The sequence below is a fragment of the Aureibaculum sp. 2308TA14-22 genome, assembly GCF_040538665.1.
In the GTDB taxonomy this organism is placed as follows: Bacteria; Bacteroidota; Bacteroidia; order Flavobacteriales; family Flavobacteriaceae; genus Aureibaculum.
The window spans coordinates 1495756-1513285 of the sequence record NZ_JBEWXT010000001.1 but is presented as its reverse complement, the minus strand read 5'-3'; the positions used below and the strand labels follow the sequence as shown (position 1 = coordinate 1513285).

The window sequence follows — 17530 nt, the reverse complement described above, 5'->3', positions numbered from 1 at the left end:
TTATGGTTTTGAATAGTTCAATTTTCCTTTTTCCGCTAAATTCATAAATGCTAGTAATGATTTTTTAACCCCTTCTGAAATACTAGTTAAAGGTAAGTTTTTAAATGTAGTATTAATTTTATCGTGACTCAAGTCGGATACGAATAAATTAGGTTCTGCATTTTCTGCTATGGTCAATTCTACAAATTCGTCCATGCTTAAAACCCTTGCTTGCTCTTTTACTATATTTAAAAAATCGTTGATAGCTATGGTTTCCCCTTTTATGTTAAATGCACCAAAACCATTATATGGAGATAAGGTACAGGTAGCAAAGTGTGCACCTACATCTTCAACAAAGTGATAATTTTCCCGTCCGTTATATGGCATTTCAAAAGGAATTCTCTTTTCTGTAAAAGCACCTAGAGCAATTGCCTTTAGTGCATTGGTAGGTGCAGATGTTTTTCCTTTATCTCTACCTAGACCGTAAGTTGTATTTATTCGCAAACAAACTGTAGGAACCTTCGTTGTATCATAAAACAACCTAGCCAGATGTTCACCAGCCAATTTCCAGATTCCATAATGATTAGGTGGTGAAAGTTGAGCGTCTTCGGTTATACCAGGCTCAGGATACATAGCACGCATTCCGTAAACAGCTGCAGAACTAGCAAAGACAAAACGTTTAAGATTAGGTAGCTTTTCGGCCGTATCAAAAAGTGCCATTGTACCACCTGTATTAATTTCCATACCTTGGATATGGTATTTAGAACAATCTGGACTTTGATAAGCCCCTAAATGGATAATGTGGGTTGGATTTACCTTTGCTAGAATAGACGGAATAGCATCATAGTCTGCAATATCTAAGTTTATAAATTCTAACTTTGAATCTAAAGTATCTCCCAACCACAGTTTCAATGTTTCTGAATTGTTCGATCTTGAAGTAACAACAATTTTATCTACTTCTTTAGATTGTAATAATTTGTAAATTGTAACTGCACCAATACATCCGGTACCGCCTGTTATAAAGATTGTATGCATTTAATGTTATTAACCTTAGGTTTTAAGCCATACTTTTAGCTTATTTATAATTGTTTTTTATTTCTTCTAGGATGAGTTATATTAATTCATTTTTACCACCGCTTTGATATTGTTTGTTTTGATTGAATCTTCAAAAGCTTTTGTAATATCAGAAAAATCATAATGATTGATATAAGCTTCCGCGGGAAAGATTCCTGTCAACATTAGTTTCATGGCTATCACATAATGTTCACGACAAGACCCCATAGAACCTCTCATACTTAAAGAGGTTCGTGTTAAATGGGTTGCATTAATTGATACTTCTTCTGGATAGGTAGCGATAACACAAATATCTCCTTCGGGTTTTACTATGCCAAACGCTTCCGAAAGTACAGGTGGCACTCCAGAGCATTCAATCACCAAATCAACTTGACCCGAAGTTGTTCCAAAACGTATTCCATTTTTATCATTTATTCCATTTTTTAATTGTGAAGTTAGTGTATTATCTGGTGACACTTCTATAGTAATAAAATCTTGCTCTCTTGCCTTTTTTAATCGCTGATTTCGATCATGGGCTATGCCTGTAATAGCAACCCTAGCACCAGATGCTCTTGCCAATTCAGCGGACATTAATCCAATAATACCGCAACCCGTAACAATTACATCATCTCCCGGTTTAATGTTCGCTGCACTATTTAAAGCATTCACAACAACGGATAAAGGTTCTACTAATGCTCCTTGTTTAGAACTTAAACCTTCACTTAAAATAACTACTCTATCAGATTCTAAAACAACTTCTTGTCCGAAACCTCCGTTTTTATGAAACCCAATGATTTCCTTAGAAGGACATAAGTTCCACTTAGAGACACTACAGGCTGGGCAGTCCGCTTCTTGACAGCCTAACATGGCCAATGGTGCAAAGATGTCTCCAACTTTAATATCTCCATGATTACCAGGTCCTAGTTCAATAATCTCAGCACTAAATTCATGTCCAATAACTCGCGGTCGTTCCACCCAATCAAAATTGGACTTACCGAGTGCAGCACTATTATCTGAGCCACAAATACCCGTAAACAGCGTTTTGGCTCTGATTTCTCCCTCCTTAAGAATGGGTGGGTCCATTTCTACTATGGAAGTATTCGTCGTTACCAAATCGGCCGTTGGTTTTATTTTTTCCTTGGCATGAAGGCAGAATCCTTTAATCATTTCTGTATTTTATTTTAAAAATTCCAATCTACACCAGTATCTTTCCACTGTTTAGATTTAGCAGATTCCAAAACCGCTTCACATACCTTTTGAGTTTCTTGAGCTTCTTTGAAGGTTGGAGAACAGGGCTTACCTTCTTCCAAACTTTGCAAAAAATCTGCGATTTGATGTACAAAACTATGTTCGTAACCAATGGATAATCCTGGAACCCACCATTTGTCCATATAGGGATGGTCTCCATCTGTTACATGTATGGAACGCCAACCTCTTTCCATAGATTCGTCGCGATGGTCAAAATACTCTAATCTTGTTAGATCATGTAAATTCCATTTAATGGATGCATGTTCTCCGTTAATTTCAAAAGTATAAAGGGCCTTATGTCCACGTGCATATCGCGTTGATTCAAACAATCCCAAAGAACCATTATCAAAGTGACAATGAAATAGGCAGGCATCATCAATGTCTACTTTTTGCTTTTCTCCAGTAATCGTATGTACTCTTTCTTTGATAAACGTTTCGGTCATGGCAGATACATCTTTTATGCCTCCGTTTAACCACATAGCTGTATCAATACAATGAGCCAATAGATCTCCAGTAACACCAGAACCTGCAGCTGCATTATCTAAACGCCATAAGCCTTCACCACCTTGAGGTAATTCAGGACTTATAGTCCAGTCTTGTAAAAAATTAGCTCTATAGTGAAATATTTTACCCAACTTACCAGCATCAATTAACTGTTTTGCAAGTGTTACGGACGGAAGTCTTCGATAATTAAAATATACGGTATTAGGCACTCCGGCTTTTTCAATGGCATCTACCATTGGTTGAGCTTCGGCAACAGTTCTTGCCAAAGGCTTTTCACAGAGAACCATTTTACCCGCTTCTGCAGCCGCAATGGCTATCTCAGCATGCATATTATTTGGTGTACAAATATCAATAGCATCAATATCATCTCTTGCAACCAATTTCCGCCAGTCTGTTTCAATTGATTCATAGCCCCATTGGTCTGCAAAAGCACGAACTCTTTCTTCATTTCTTGCACAAACGACTTTTAATACAGGACGAAATTTTAAATCTGGGAAAAAATCCCCAACTCTTTTATAGGCATTAGAATGAGTTCTCCCCATAAAACCATAACCTACCAATCCTATTCTTAGTTCTTTTTTAGTTGACATATTTTAAATAAATGTTTTAATTATTTTAAGCTTCGTACCAACCATGCTGTTGGCGTACTTTGATCATAGCTCCAAGTACATCATTCCACGTTTGAGGTTGCATCATTACATCATTAGGAAACATACAACCATCCCAACAAATATGCTTAAACTTCTTTGTTAAAATTCCATTTTCGTCTCTGAGCCAGTGTCCAGCATCAACTGGAATATCCAATTTACCATTAGGGTCGTTTGCTTGGCAATGCCTTCCTGTTTTATCATGAGAACCCGCACCAAAGACGGTACCATCATTCTGAGCAACATGAAAATCTATAGTCCAAGGGCGTAGTGCCTTTGTAACTGTTTTTAAGCCTTCTGTTAAGGTTGCTCTATCATTCCAATCAAAATTTTCTGGTAATATTCTTTCATCAGGTTTATTATATCCAAGTAAATAAAGTAGGGTGTGAGCCATATCTGCTTGAAATCCAATATTTGGCCTATCCACAGCTTCTAAAGTATTTACCATTGTTTTCCATCCATGCATGCCACCCCAACAAATTTCTCCTTCAGCAGCTAATGATTCTCCATAGTCTGCTGCAACATCACAAGCCTCTCTAAAAGTATGGGCAATAAGTTTGGTGTTTTCAACAGGATTTTTTGCCCAAGTTTCTGGGTCAACCGAAGAATCTATTCTAATAATTCCGTGAGGGCGAATACCTAAATCCCTTAATTTTTTTCCAATTTTACTTGCTTTTTTTACTTGTGTAACGAACATATTACGTTCTTCTTTAGAGCCCATAGCTGACCCACCACCAGTTCCGGCCCAAATAGGTGCTACTAAACTTCCTATTTCTAGATTTTTTGACCTTGCCATGTCAGCCATTTTTTTTATTCCATCATCTGAGGAGTCGATATCTAAATGAGGATCTGCTAAAAAAAGATCAAAACCGTCAAATTTTACACCATCAACTTCTGCGTTGGCGGTTAAATCAATCATTGTGTCGATGGAAATAGGCGGTTCAGAATCTGGCCCTTTACCTACTACACCTGGCCATGAGGCGTTGTGTAGCTTGGGAAAATTATTTTCTTGCATAATTTTATTTTTTATAAACTAATTTGGAAATTCAAACGAAATATTAATGTAAATTTAAAGCTGTAAATTATAAATATTTTTTATAAATCACTAAAAATTGGATTATTTTTATAATTTTGATTACTATTATACACAAATATTAAAAAACAACAGCACTTCTTATGAATTGTTAAAACCCAAAAAATCAATCTATGTCAACTACAAATCTGGAATCCCAAATTAATACAAATCGACTTTTTTATGCGAGTTGTTTTGCACTTATTACTACCGCCTTTTCTTTTAGCTTTAGAGCAGGTATTTTGCCCCAACTACAAGAAGCATTCGGCTTATCAGCAGGACAATTAGGAACTATTAATTCTATGTGGTTTTATGGTTTTCCATTGGCTATGATTGTGGGCGGTTTAATTTACCATACGGTAGGACCAAAAAAAATTATGCAATTTGCTTTCATAGCACATACGCTTGGTATTCTGTTAACTATTTTTGCAGGAGGCTATATGGGGCTAATCATTGCGACATTTCTTATCGGTTTAGGTAATGGTTGTACCGAAGCTGCATGTAATCCCATGATTGCAGATAGTGCTACTGGAAAAAAAATGAACACCCTTATGAATAGATTCCATATGTGGTTTCCAGGTGGAATAGTTTTAGCAAGTTTACTCAGTTATGGAATGACAGAATTGGAATTAGGTTGGCAGGCACAAATGGCGATTATTTTAATCCCAACAATTATTTATGCCTATTTGTTTTTTGGTCAAAAATTCCCTAAACCAAGATTACAGGAAGCGAAAACATTAGCTGGGAATTTAAAAGGCATGGCAACGCCAATTTTTATATTTATAGCGGTTTGTATGGCTATGACAGCAATATCTGAATTTGTACCTAATCAATGGGTTAGATTAGTATTAGAGGGTAGTGGAGCAGCACCAATGATTATAATGGCTCTTACTTTTGGAGTTATGGCAATTGGGCGTTATTTTGGGGGAGATATTGTACACAAGTTCGATCAGACTGGTGTTCTATTAGGTTCTGCTATTGTTACTGCTATTGGTATCTTTTTATTGAGTTCGACTACTGGTAATATGACTTATGTAGCAGCAATAGTGTTTGGTTTGGGTATTTGTTATTTTTGGCCAAACATGATTGGTTTTGTTGCTGAAAAAATACCAAGGAGTGGTGCTTTAGGAATGTCCGTTATTGGTGCAATTGGTATGTTTATGACCGCTAATATGCAACCCATATTTGGAGGATGGATTGATAATGCTAGGGAAAGAGCCACAGCTTTAGGATTGACAGGTAATGAGCTTGAACTAGCCGCAGGGCAAGAAACATTAAAAACAATGATTCTCTTTCCTGGTGTATTGATTGTTCTATTTACTATACTTTACTTTTGGGTTAAAAATAGAAACAAACCAGAAGAAGTCACGGCTTAGTCAATAACCATTTATAATTTAAATCATCAAAAATGAAAATAGGCATGAATATGCTACTTTGGACTAATCATGTCACAGAGGAGCATTATACGATAGTTGATAATTTAAAAGAAACTGGATACGACGGTATTGAATTGTTTTTAGGTGAAGGCGATATTAACCATTATACTAAGCTTGGATCTCATTTTTCTTCAATAGATATGGGAGTTACTGCTGTGGCTTCTTTAGCACCTGATGAAAATATAGCTAGTCCAGATGCTAAAATCAGAGCAGCAGGTTTGGATAAATTAAAATGGTCAATAGACGTGGCTCAAGTTGCAAATGTAGAGGTTGTATGCGGTCCGTTTCATTCTAGTTTTGCCTATTTTACGCGACAACCACCTACTACAGCTGAAAGACAATGGAGTATTGAAATGCTCAGAAAAGCGGCAGAATATGCCCAACAAGCCAATATAGTACTTGCCCCTGAAGCTTTAAATCGATTTGAATGTTATTTGTATAATACAATGGCCGATTTGAGTATAATGGTTCAAGAGGTGGGTCATCCAAACCTTGGTGCTATGTATGATACGCACCATTCAAACATTGAAGAAAAAAGTCAGGCAAGTGCATTAAAAGAAATTGCACCGTATCTAAAGCATGTTCATATAAGTGAAAATGACCGAGGGACACCAGGTGGTGGACAAGTTAATTGGAGTGAGGTTTTCTCTACTTTAAACCAAATTAATTATGACGGATGGTTAACCATTGAAGCCTTTAGTACAATTATTCCTGAGTTTGCCAATGCCATTAATGTTTGGAGAGATTATTCTCCATCCGAAGAAATTTATAAAAATGGACTAGCTTTCATAAAGGAAGGATTAAAAAATAATCTCTAATTAATAAAATATCTCATCACACCATGAAAAAATTGTTTTACTGTTTTGTTTGTTTGCTTATTATTGCTTGTGGTACAAAACGAGATAAAGAAAAGGATACTTCTGAAAAGATTGATACTCCTGCTACTAAGGAATGGCTAACATTTGATGGTAAAGATAGTGCTGCCAAACACATAGTTTTTGTTTCAGGTGATGAAGAGTACAGGTCAGAAGAAGCACTGCCTATGCTAGCTAAAATTATGTCTAAAAATCACGGATTCAAATGCACTGTTTTATTTGCTCAGGATCCGAATAGTCCTGGTATTGTCAATGCAAATTATGGTAAGAACATTCCTGGTTTAGAAGCCTTAGCTTTGGCAGATCTAATGGTAATTTTCACTCGATTTAGAGCATTACCTGATGGTCAAATGAAACATATAGACGATTATTTGAAATCTGGAAAACCAGTAGTTGGTATGCGAACATCAACCCATGCTTTTAAATTTAACCAAGATTCTATTTCTAATTATTCACATTACGGAAATTACTATAGTGGAGATAAAACAGAATGGAAAGACGGTTTTGGACGATTTATTTTAGGAGAAAAATGGATAAACCATCATGGAAAACACAAACATCAGAGTACAAAGGGAATTATTGCTGATGGTGCAGAAGACCATGTAATCACAAACGGTATTAATGATGGTGATGTTTGGGGCTCAACAGATGTTTACGGGGTTAGATTGCCCATGCTAACTGATGTAAATCCAATTATTTTAGGACAAGTAATTAATCGCAAAGGAGAATTTGATGAAGGTGATATTTTCTTTGGAATGAAACCTACTGATGACGAAATTGCTACTGCAAATGACAAAGGACTAAAATTAAATGACCCAATGATGCCTGTGGCATGGACAAAAACGTACCAATTAGCTGATGGTAAAAAAGGTAAAGTGTTTACTTCCACCTTAGGTGCATCAACAGATCTTTTAATAGAAGGAACCCGAAGGTTGTTCGTAAATGGAATGTTTTGGGCTATGAGTTTAGATGTCCCTGGAAAGGCTGATGTAACAATAGTTGGTGATTATAAGCCAACTAAATATGAATTTCGAAAAAATGAATACTGGACAGAGAAGCAATTAAAGGTTGCTGATCTGGAGTAGATATATGTGTTTATTACTACTACCTCACTAAAAACGAAAAACTTTTCTTTTGTCGAGGTGGCAGGATGTGAAATCCAAATCTATTGTGTTATTGTATGATTCGACTTAAAATGCAGTGGGAACGGTTTTAAGTGGAGTTACATCTACAAAACATGTTCAACCCTTTTGATGCTATTCGAGGTAAAACAAAATTAACAGTATTAATTGACTATGCAAATATAAACATGGCGAAAGCTTCAACATTTAAATAGAGGTAGATATAGGACTCAAGTTATACTTTATAAAAGTAATATTTACATAGTTTGCGGAATTGGAAAAAGAGGTGGTAAACCTGAATTAAATACCTTAGAAAAGTTTATATTTGAAAGAGATAATAATAAATTTAAAAAAAATAACTTGTATTATTTAGGATTAGATATTGGCAGTTCATCCATAAAGGCTGCATTGGTAGAAATAGAAACAGGTAAAAGTCTGGGTGTTGTTCAAGAACCAGAGACCGAAATGGATATTTTGGCCGTAGAAAATGGTTGGGCAGAGCAAGACCCTGATATTTGGTGGAAGCATGTCTGCAATGCTATAAAAGAACTTAAAAAGAACTATAATATTTCCGAAACTCAAATAAAGGGGATAGGTATTTCCTATCAAATGCACGGACTCGTTTTAGTTGATGCTAATGGTGAGCTACTAAGAAAATCAATCATTTGGTGCGATAGTAGAGCTGTTGAAATAGGTAATACAGCTTTTACGGAAATTGGGGAAGTAAAATGCACTTCTCATTTATTAAATTCACCAGCTAATTTTACAGCTTCAAAACTTAAATGGGTAAAAGACAACGAACCTGAACTTTACAACAAAGTTGATAAATTTATGTTGCCTGGAGATTACATTGCCTATAGATTTTCGAACAAAATAAACACAACGATTTCAGGTTTATCTGAAGGAGTTTTTTGGGACTTTAGAAATGATAAAGTGGCCGATTTTTTATTGGATACCTACGGTATTGAGAAAGATAAAATACCAACCATAGTTAATACTTTCGGATTACAATCTATTCTTGATGAAAAAGGAGCAAAAGAAAGCGGTTTGGCAGCAGGGACTCCAATCTATTATAGAGCTGGAGATCAACCGAATAATGCTTTATCATTGAATGTTTTTAATCCTGGAGAAGTTGCTGCTACAGGAGGTACTTCTGGAGTAGTATACGCCGTTACAAATAGTTTATCAGTAAAGGAAAGTTCAAGAGTAAACAATTTTGCTCACGTAAATTATACTAAGGGAACAGATCCGAAGATTGGTAAATTACTATGTATCAACGGAGCAGGGATTCAATACAGATGGTTACTAAATAATTTAGATGTAAATTCTTATGAGGAAATGAATAAAATAGCTTCAGAAGTTACTGTTGGTTCAGATGGTGTTTTTATCTTGCCTTTTGGTAATGGAGCAGAAAGAATGCTGAATAATAAAAACCTGGGGACAAGGTTGTTAAACGTAAATTTAAACAACCACGATAAAGGGCATCTTTGTAGAGCGGCTCTTGAAGGTATTGCTTTTTCATTTGTTTATGGTATGGAAATACTAAAATCAGATGGGATAGAAATAAGCGTAATGCGAGTTGGTAATGACAACTTATTCCGCTCTGAAATTTTTGCAAATACCGTAGCAACATTAATTGACCAAGATATTGAAATATATAATACTACTGGTGCAATTGGTGCTGCTAGAGCAGCAGGATTACATAAAGGTGATTATCATAAATTTGGAAGAATTATTATAGATAATGACCATGTAAAAACCATTATGCCTTTTGAAGACAAAGAAGCATATCAAATAGCTTACAACAATTGGAAAAAAGAACTGGAATTAATTTTGAATAAATAAATTTTATAAAAATACAATTATGGTATTAATCGGTAATAAAGAATACTACGAAGGTATTGGTGAGATAAAGTTTGAAGGTAAGGAATCCGATAATCCTTTGGCTTTTAAATATTATAATCCTGAACAGATTGTAGCTGGCAAAACCATGCGTGAGCATTTTAAATTTGCGATAGCCTACTGGCATACATTCTGCGGTCAGGGCTCGGATCCTTTTGGACCAGGGACTCAAAGTTTTGAATGGGATAAATCACCTGACCCCATACAGGCTGCCAAAGATAAAGCTGACGCCGCATTTGAATTTATTACAAAAATGGGATTTGATTATTTCTGTTTTCATGATTATGATTTGGTTCAAGAGGCATCTACTTTTGTTGAATCTGAAAAACGTTTGGAGCAGATTACCGATTATATAAAAACCAAACAGAGAGAATCTGGTGTTAAGCTACTTTGGGGTACTGCAAATTGTTTTTCAAACCCAAGATATATGAACGGTGCGGCTACTAATCCCGAATTTAACGTATTGGCAAGGGCAGGAGGTCAGATAAAATTGGCATTAGATGCCACTATCAAATTGGATGGTGAAAATTATGTTTTTTGGGGAGGTAGAGAAGGGTATATGTCTTTGTTAAATACAGATATGGGGCGTGAATTAGATCATATGGGTCAATTTTTAACCATAGCGAGAGATTATGCTAGAAGCAATGGTTTTAAGGGAAACTTCTTTATAGAACCAAAACCCATGGAACCTATGAAACATCAGTACGATTTTGATACTGCAACGGCAATTGGGTTTTTAAAAGAATATGGACTGGACAACGATTTTAAAATTAATATAGAAGTAAACCATGCTACGTTGGCTCAACATACGTTTCAGCATGAAATAGAAGTGGCCGCAAAAGCAGGAATGTTAGGTAGCATGGATGCCAATAGAGGTGATTACCAAAATGGATGGGATACGGATCAGTTTCCCAATAATATTCAAGAAACCACAGAAGCCATGTTAGTGTTTTTAAAAGCAGGAGGCCTGCAAGGTGGTGGAATCAATTTTGATGCAAAAATTAGAAGAAATTCAACGGATTTAGAAGATGTGTTCCACGCTCATATTGGTGGAGCGGATACGTTTGCTAGGGCTTTGCTAATAGCCGATAAGATTATCTCTTCTTCACCTTATGAAAAAATGAGAAAAGAAAGGTATAGTTCTTTTGATACGGGCAAAGGAAAAGACTTTGAACAAGGTAAATTAAATCTTCAAGACTTGTACAAAATTGCCCAAGAGAATGGTGAACTAACTTTAAAAAGTGGTAAACAAGAACTGTTTGAAAATATAATTAATCAATACATTTAATCTTCAAGTTACAATGGTGGATGCCCATTATGGAATAAAACAAGGGGAGTTCGTTGTATTTGTTGATGGTAAAGATAAAAGGGTACAATTTAAAACTCCCAAAATCACGAAAAGTTTACCTGAAGTTAAAGAAATTAGCAATGATGATTTGGATGCAAATTTTTTAAAAATTCATGATGAGGTAAAATCGATTTTTGAATGAAGGATTCTTTGGCTTCAATAAAGAAACGGGTTGTAATTCTATAGAAGGCTTTACCGAGAATCCATACAAAAAATCTATGCTTTGGCTTTCTAATGAAAAGTGGACTTCCATCCACAGTTTATATGGTTCGAAAATTCCATCCAATGATAATCATCAAAGAAAAATTTATTAATCCTTATAAACTCTAGAAGAGTATTCAAGATTTTTCACGATGCTCTTTGCTAGGAATAATATTGGAATTAAATTTAGAGGAATCTACTGAATTATACATAACCATAAAACCATGACAGTACAGGAAGCTAATGATTCATTGATTTTGTATTTTTGTAGTGAAAAGAAAATCCTTATCAAATGAATAGGTCAAATATGAGTAAAGTAGTGGTTTTAACAGGTGCAGGAGGTGTTTTGTGTAGTACTTTAGCCAAGGCTCTAGCCAAAGAGGGTCATAAAATAGCAGTATTGGATTTAAGAAAAGAAGCGGCGAGTGAAGTGGCTGATGAAATTAATGTTGATGGGGGTAAAGCCATTGGAGTTGAAGCAAATGTTTTGGAAAAGGACTCACTAATCTTAGCAAAAGAAGAGGTCAATAAAGCTCTCGGCAAATGCGATATTCTAATAAATGGAGCAGGAGGTAATCATCCTTTAGGAACAACCAGTAACCCGTTTTTACAAGCTGAAGATTTGCTCAATAAAACAGAAGGTTACAAGACATTTTTTGATTTAGACCCTACAGGAATTCAATTCGTATTTAATTTGAATTTTATTGGAACCCTATTGCCTACACAAATTTTTGCTGAGGACATGGTTGGTCGAGATGGTTGTAGCATTTTAAATGTGTCTTCAATGAATGCTTTTACGCCGCTTACTAAAATTCCAGCTTATAGTGGTGCCAAAGCAGCAGTTTCTAACTTTACGCAATGGTTGGCAGTTCATTTTTCAAAAGTTAATATACGTGTAAACGCTTTAGCTCCCGGATTTTTCTTAACCGAACAAAATAGAGCATTATTAACCAATAGTGATGGGAGTTTAACACCGCGTGGAAATCAAATTATAGAACAGACACCAATGGGCAAATTTGGTGAACCAGAACATTTAGTAGGAACAACCCTTTGGTTATGTGGTGAAGGTGCTTCGTTTGTAACGGGAGTGGTTATACCAATTGATGGTGGTTTTAGTGCTTATAGTGGTGTTTAATCAATAAAAAATGTTAAGTGGCAAATGATGCAATAGTTTGGGGAATTATTGGATGTGGTGATGTCGCTGAAGTAAAAAGCGGTCCTGCGTTTCAAAAGTGTGATAATTCTGAATTATTGGCAGTGATGCGAAGAAATGCAGACTTAGCGGAAGATTTTGCTAAAAGGCATAATGTTCCATTCTGGTATGATAATGTTGATAACCTTTTAGAAAATCCCGACATAAATGCGGTTTACATAGCTACTCCTCCATCCACTCATTTTGATTATGCTTTAAAAGCACTGAAATCAGGGAAAGATGTATATTTGGAAAAACCTATGGTGATTTCGAATAAAGAAGCTTCAGAACTTAAGAATGCAGTACAGGAGAGTAGTCAAAAGTTAGTAATAGCTCATTATAGAAGGTTTTTATCTATGTATTTAAAAGTTAAAGACCTGGTTGAAGAAAATAGGATTGGAGCCATAAAATTTGTAGATTTAAAGTTTTTACAACCTTTCGACTTTACTTCTAAAGTTACATGGCGGCTTGATGAAAAAGTATCAGGAGGTGGTTATTTTCATGATATTGCTCCGCATCAAATAGATTTGATGTATCATTTTTTTGGTAAGTATAATGCAGCAAAAGGAATTGCTGTAAATCAATCAAAAATAAATGTGGTAGCTGATACTGTAAACGGTATTATCGATTTTAAAAATGGTGTTCAGTTCAGAGGTATTTGGTCTTTTGCTATTCCAGAACATTTAAAAGAAGACCGCTGTACGATTTATGGAGAACATGGTACTATTGAGTTTTCGTTTTACAAAGAAAAACTAAAACTAAATACTAAAAAAGAATCTAGAAATTTGGAATTTAAAAACCCAATAAACATTCAAGAACCAATGATACAAGAAACGGTTAATTATTTTTTAGGAAAAAGAGACAATCCTTGCCCTGTAGAAGATGGTGAATTGGTAATTAATATAATGGAAGAATTTACAAAAGTATAATACAATAAATGGAACAAACATGGAGATGGTACGGGCCAAATGATCCCGTATCTTTATCAGATATAAAACAAGCGGGTGCAACAGGGGTGGTGTCAGCATTGCACCATATCCCTAATGGTGAAATTTGGACTATTGCAGAAATAAAGAAACGGAAGGATACCATCGAACGGTCTGGGTTAACTTGGAGTGTTGTAGAAAGTATTCCAGTACATGAAAATATAAAAACACGTTCGGGTGAATTTAAAACTTATATTGAGCATTACAAGAAAAGTATAGTCAATTTAGCTAAATGTGGGGTAAACATAGTATGTTATAATTTCATGCCAGTATTGGATTGGACACGTACCGATTTAAATTTTGAGGTAGAAGATGGTTCTAGAGCTTTGCGTTTTGATGTAATTGCTTTTGCTGCTTTCGAGTTGTTTTTATTAAAACGCCCGGGAGCTGAAGATAGTTATAATGATACTCAAAAAGCAGCTGCCAAAGTTTATTTTGAAGGTCTTGATGAATCGCAAAAACAACAACTTGTTAATAATATTATTGCAGGATTACCTGGAGCAGAAGAAGGTTATACTTTAGAGCAATTTCAAACTATTTTAGATACTTACAAGCATATTGATGCATCAGTATTACGAGAAAACTTAGTGTCTTTCTTAAAAGAAATTATACCTGTAGCATCTCAAAACGATGTGTTAATGTGTATTCACCCAGACGACCCACCTTACCCAATATTAGGCTTGCCTAGAGTGGTAAGTACCGAGGCTGATTATGCTTATTTATTCGATAATGTTCCTGAAAGAGCTAATGGTATTACATTTTGTACAGGATCTTTAGGCGTTAGAGATGATAATAACTTAGTTCAAATTTTTAAGCGTTTTGCTGATAGAGCACATTTCCTTCATTTAAGAAGTACAAAACGCGATGAGCATGGTAATTTCTATGAAGCCAATCATTTAGATGGCGATGTAGACATGTATAATGTTGTAAAAGCCATTCTTGAAGAAGAAAAAGGACGTATAGCAAAAGGATATAAAGATTCCAAGATTCCAGTAAGGCCAGATCATGGGCACCAGATGTTGGATGATTTAAATAAGAAAACAAATCCTGGTTATTCAGGAATTGGAAGATTACGTGGTTTAGCAGAATTACGTGGTTTAGAATACGGTTTAAAGCAAAATATATAAATTAAAAGCATTAGTTAATCATGAGTACAAATTATGAAACACGTTACGCATCAAGTCCGAAAGGAGTAAAACAATATGATACAAATCAATTAAGAGAAGAGTTTTTAATTGAAAATTTATTTGAAGCCGATAAAATCAATCTCGTCTATTCACATTATGACAGGTTTATTACAGGTGGAGTTATGCCACTTGCTAAATCAGTTGAATTAGAAACTATAGATCCTTTGAAAGCACCTTATTTTTTAGAAAGAAGAGAACTAGGTATAATAAATATAGGAGAAACTGGTACTGTATCTGTTGATGGTGAAGATTATGTTTTAAATCATAGAGAAGCAATGTATGTTGGTCAAGGAAATAAAAAAGTAGTTTTTTCAAGTGCATCTGAAAAAAATCCAGCTAAGTTTTATTTAAACTCTACGCCTGCACACAAAGCATATCCCACTAAAAAAATAGGAACAGATGATGTTGAAGTTATAGAGTTAGGATCTCCAGAAACAGCAAATGCTAGAACGTTAAGAAAGTATATTGTAAATAGCGTTGTTGATGTATGTCAATTACAAATGGGGATGACTACTTTAAAATCCGGTAGTAGTTGGAACACGATGCCAGCTCATGTTCACGATCGTAGAATGGAAGTTTATTTCTATTTTGAAGTACCAGAAGATCAAGCAGTATGTCATTTTATGGGGCAACCTCAAGAAACTCGCCATATCTGGATGCAAAATAATCAAGCTGTTATTTCTCCACCATGGTCAATTCATTCAGGTTCAGGAACAGCAAGTTATTCTTTTATTTGGGGAATGGCAGGTGAGAATTTAGATTATGGTGACATGGACGTTGCTAAAATAAACGAATTAAGATAAGCTATGAGTATGTCATTATTCGATATAAAAGGAAAAAACGCCTTAGTAACAGGTAGTACTCATGGTCTGGGAATGGCTATGGCAAGAGGTTTAGGGCTAGCTGGAGCAACTATTGTTGTAAACGGTAATTCTTCTCAAGAAAAGATTGATAAGGCGGTTGCTGAATACAAAAGTGAAGGCATAAATGCCGTTGGTTTTAAATTTAATGTAACAAATGAGGAAGAAGTGATTGCTGCTATCTCAAAAATAGAAGTTCAAGTTGGTCAAATAGATATTTTAATCAATAATGCAGGTATTATTAAACGTACACCGCTTATTGATATGGAAGTTGATGATTTTAAGCAAGTTATTGATGTAGATTTGGTAAGTCCATTTATCGTATCAAAACATGTTGTTCCTGGAATGATTGCACGTAAGGCCGGCAAAGTGATTAATATTTGCTCCATGATGAGTGAGTTAGGCCGTAATAGTGTTGGTGCTTATGCAGCTGCAAAAGGTGGTCTAAAAATGTTAACTCAAAATATGGCTACAGAATGGGCGAAGCATAACATTCAAGTTAATGGTATAGGCCCTGGGTATTTTGCAACATCGCAAACTGCTCCTATTAGGGTTGAAGGGCATCCGTTTAATGATTTTATAGTCAACAGAACGCCAGCGGCTAAATGGGGAGATCCAAAGGATTTAGCAGGTGTAGCCATATTTTTATCATCAAAAGCAAGTGATTTTGTTAACGGACATGTTGTGTATGTTGATGGAGGAATTTTAGCAACCATTGGTAAACCATCAAACGAGAAGTAATTATGAAAAAAGTAATTTTATTTTCAACGGTATTTGTTTTTTTGAGTCTATTAGGGTGCAAGAAAGAGAATGCCCATGTTGTTACGGTTAAAAATACTTTAGATTTAGCACGTTCATTTGAAACAGTTGAAATCAAGAAAACAGATTTAAAACTTAATGAAAATTTTGAGGGTTTTTCAGTTAAGGATTTGAAAACCAATGAAATTTTAATATCTCAATTTGTCGATAATAATCAAGACGGTAAAGCAGATGTGCTATTATTTCAACCAGAAATAGAAGCAAATTCAACAAATCATTATGAATTGGTTACAGTTGATGCCTCTGAAAAGCCTGAAATTATAGAGTATTGCTATTCCAGATTTGTTCCAGAAAGAACTGATGATTATGCTTGGGAAAATAACAAAGTTGCCTTTAGAACTTTTGGTCCAACGGCTCAAAAAATGGTTGAAGATAAAGTAAAGGGAGGTACACTCTCCAGTGGAATTGATGCATGGTTAAAACGTGTTGATTATCCTATAATTAACAAATGGTATAAAAAAGAGCTCGAAACTGATGGCAGTTACCACAAGGACAATGGTGAAGGTTTAGATAATTTTCATGTAGGTGTTTCACGTGGTGTTGGTGGAATTGCTGTGAAAATAGATACTGCGTTTTATATTTCAAGAAATTTTACCAATTGGAAAACAATTACTACTGGACCTATTAGAACCAGTTTCGTTTTAGAATATGCAGATTGGGATGCTGATGGCAACACTATTTCTGAGACCAAACACATTTCTTTGGATTATGGAAGTAATCTATCAAAATTTGAAATTGATATCTCCGGTACAGATGCTATTTATGTAGGTTTAACATTACATGAAAAAGATGGAAAGTCAACTCAGAATAAAGAGTCAGGTTGGGTTTCGTATTGGCAACCTCATGACGATTCAGAGCTTGGGACAGCTATTATCGTTCCTAATAAAAACATGATATCGAGCGAATTATTTGATTCGCCTAAAAAAGACTGGAGTAACTTATTTGCTAAGGTTAAGGTTAATAATGGAAAAGCTATATATTATTCCGGTTTTGGATGGAAAAAAGCAAAAGAATTTACTTCGCAGGAATCTTGGGAAACCTATTTAGAAGCATTTGCTTTAAAAATTAATAATCCGTTAGTTGTGACTTTTAATTAGACT

The 17530-nt window shown here is 35.1% G+C and carries 17 protein-coding genes; 13 read left to right on the top strand and 4 right to left on the bottom strand.

Going from position 1 to position 17530, the window contains the following annotated elements; translation table 11 throughout:
• The 4 genes from U5A88_RS06690 to U5A88_RS06675 all read right to left on the bottom strand — a co-directional run bounded on the left by U5A88_RS06690 (position 1) and on the right by U5A88_RS06675 (position 4446).
• On the bottom strand, positions 1–1014 hold the full coding sequence (locus tag U5A88_RS06690; RefSeq protein WP_354204898.1) for an NAD-dependent epimerase/dehydratase family protein: 1014 nt from the start codon (positions 1012–1014) through the stop codon (positions 1–3).
• A gap of 81 nt (positions 1015–1095) precedes the next feature.
• Entirely contained in the window at positions 1096–2199 is a 1104-nt protein-coding gene (locus U5A88_RS06685; RefSeq protein WP_354204896.1) for a zinc-dependent alcohol dehydrogenase, read from the bottom strand.
• Positions 2200–2213: 14 nt separating this feature from the next.
• On the bottom strand, positions 2214–3374 hold the full coding sequence (locus U5A88_RS06680) for a Gfo/Idh/MocA family protein (RefSeq protein WP_354204895.1): 1161 nt from the start codon (positions 3372–3374) through the stop codon (positions 2214–2216).
• A gap of 25 nt (positions 3375–3399) precedes the next feature.
• Positions 3400–4446, bottom strand: a complete 1047-nt coding sequence (locus tag U5A88_RS06675; RefSeq protein WP_354204893.1) for a sugar phosphate isomerase/epimerase family protein — start codon at positions 4444–4446, stop codon at positions 3400–3402.
• 191 nt (positions 4447–4637) lie between these two features.
• On the opposite strand from U5A88_RS06675, the gene U5A88_RS06670 reads away from it, so the two are divergent.
• The 13 genes from U5A88_RS06670 to U5A88_RS06610 all read left to right on the top strand — a co-directional run bounded on the left by U5A88_RS06670 (position 4638) and on the right by U5A88_RS06610 (position 17527).
• Positions 4638–5879, top strand: a complete 1242-nt coding sequence (locus U5A88_RS06670; protein WP_354204892.1) for an MFS transporter — start codon at positions 4638–4640, stop codon at positions 5877–5879.
• Positions 5880–5911: 32 nt separating this feature from the next.
• Positions 5912–6757: a sugar phosphate isomerase/epimerase family protein gene (locus U5A88_RS06665; protein WP_354204890.1), complete on the top strand. Its 846-nt coding sequence runs from the start codon at positions 5912–5914 to the stop codon at positions 6755–6757.
• A 23-nt stretch (positions 6758–6780) separates the two neighbouring features.
• Complete coding sequence (locus tag U5A88_RS06660) at positions 6781–7899, top strand: ThuA domain-containing protein (RefSeq protein ID WP_354204889.1); 1119 nt, start codon at positions 6781–6783, stop codon at positions 7897–7899.
• 396 nt (positions 7900–8295) lie between these two features.
• Positions 8296–9780: a xylulokinase gene (locus U5A88_RS06655; RefSeq protein ID WP_354204887.1), complete on the top strand. Its 1485-nt coding sequence runs from the start codon at positions 8296–8298 to the stop codon at positions 9778–9780.
• Between the two features lie 19 nt (positions 9781–9799).
• Positions 9800–11125, top strand: coding sequence for a xylose isomerase (gene xylA / locus U5A88_RS06650; protein ID WP_354204885.1), 1326 nt, complete (start codon positions 9800–9802; stop codon positions 11123–11125).
• Between the two features lie 13 nt (positions 11126–11138).
• On the top strand, positions 11139–11327 hold the full coding sequence (locus U5A88_RS06645) for a hypothetical protein (RefSeq protein ID WP_354204883.1): 189 nt from the start codon (positions 11139–11141) through the stop codon (positions 11325–11327).
• Positions 11320–11499 carry a hypothetical protein gene (locus U5A88_RS06640; RefSeq protein WP_354204882.1) on the top strand — a complete coding sequence of 60 codons (180 nt, stop codon included), beginning with the start codon at positions 11320–11322 and terminating at the stop codon, positions 11497–11499. Before U5A88_RS06645 ends, U5A88_RS06640 begins: the two co-directional genes overlap by 8 nt.
• A 179-nt stretch (positions 11500–11678) precedes the next feature.
• The gene (locus U5A88_RS06635) at positions 11679–12521 is read left to right on the top strand and encodes an SDR family oxidoreductase (RefSeq protein ID WP_354204880.1); all 843 of its coding nucleotides are present in this window, start codon (positions 11679–11681) and stop codon (positions 12519–12521) included.
• Between the two features lie 17 nt (positions 12522–12538).
• Positions 12539–13507, top strand: coding sequence for a Gfo/Idh/MocA family protein (locus U5A88_RS06630; protein WP_354204878.1), 969 nt, complete (start codon positions 12539–12541; stop codon positions 13505–13507).
• An 8-nt stretch (positions 13508–13515) separates the two neighbouring features.
• Complete coding sequence (gene uxuA, locus U5A88_RS06625) at positions 13516–14691, top strand: mannonate dehydratase (protein ID WP_354204876.1); 1176 nt, start codon at positions 13516–13518, stop codon at positions 14689–14691.
• Positions 14692–14711: 20 nt separating this feature from the next.
• Entirely contained in the window at positions 14712–15554 is an 843-nt protein-coding gene (gene kduI / locus U5A88_RS06620) for a 5-dehydro-4-deoxy-D-glucuronate isomerase (protein ID WP_354204874.1), read from the top strand.
• Between the two features lie 3 nt (positions 15555–15557).
• Positions 15558–16352, top strand: coding sequence for a gluconate 5-dehydrogenase (locus tag U5A88_RS06615; protein WP_354204872.1), 795 nt, complete (start codon positions 15558–15560; stop codon positions 16350–16352).
• A 2-nt stretch (positions 16353–16354) separates the two neighbouring features.
• Entirely contained in the window at positions 16355–17527 is a 1173-nt protein-coding gene (locus U5A88_RS06610) for a DUF4861 family protein (protein ID WP_354204871.1), read from the top strand.
• The last annotated feature ends 3 nt before the right edge of the window (positions 17528–17530 follow it).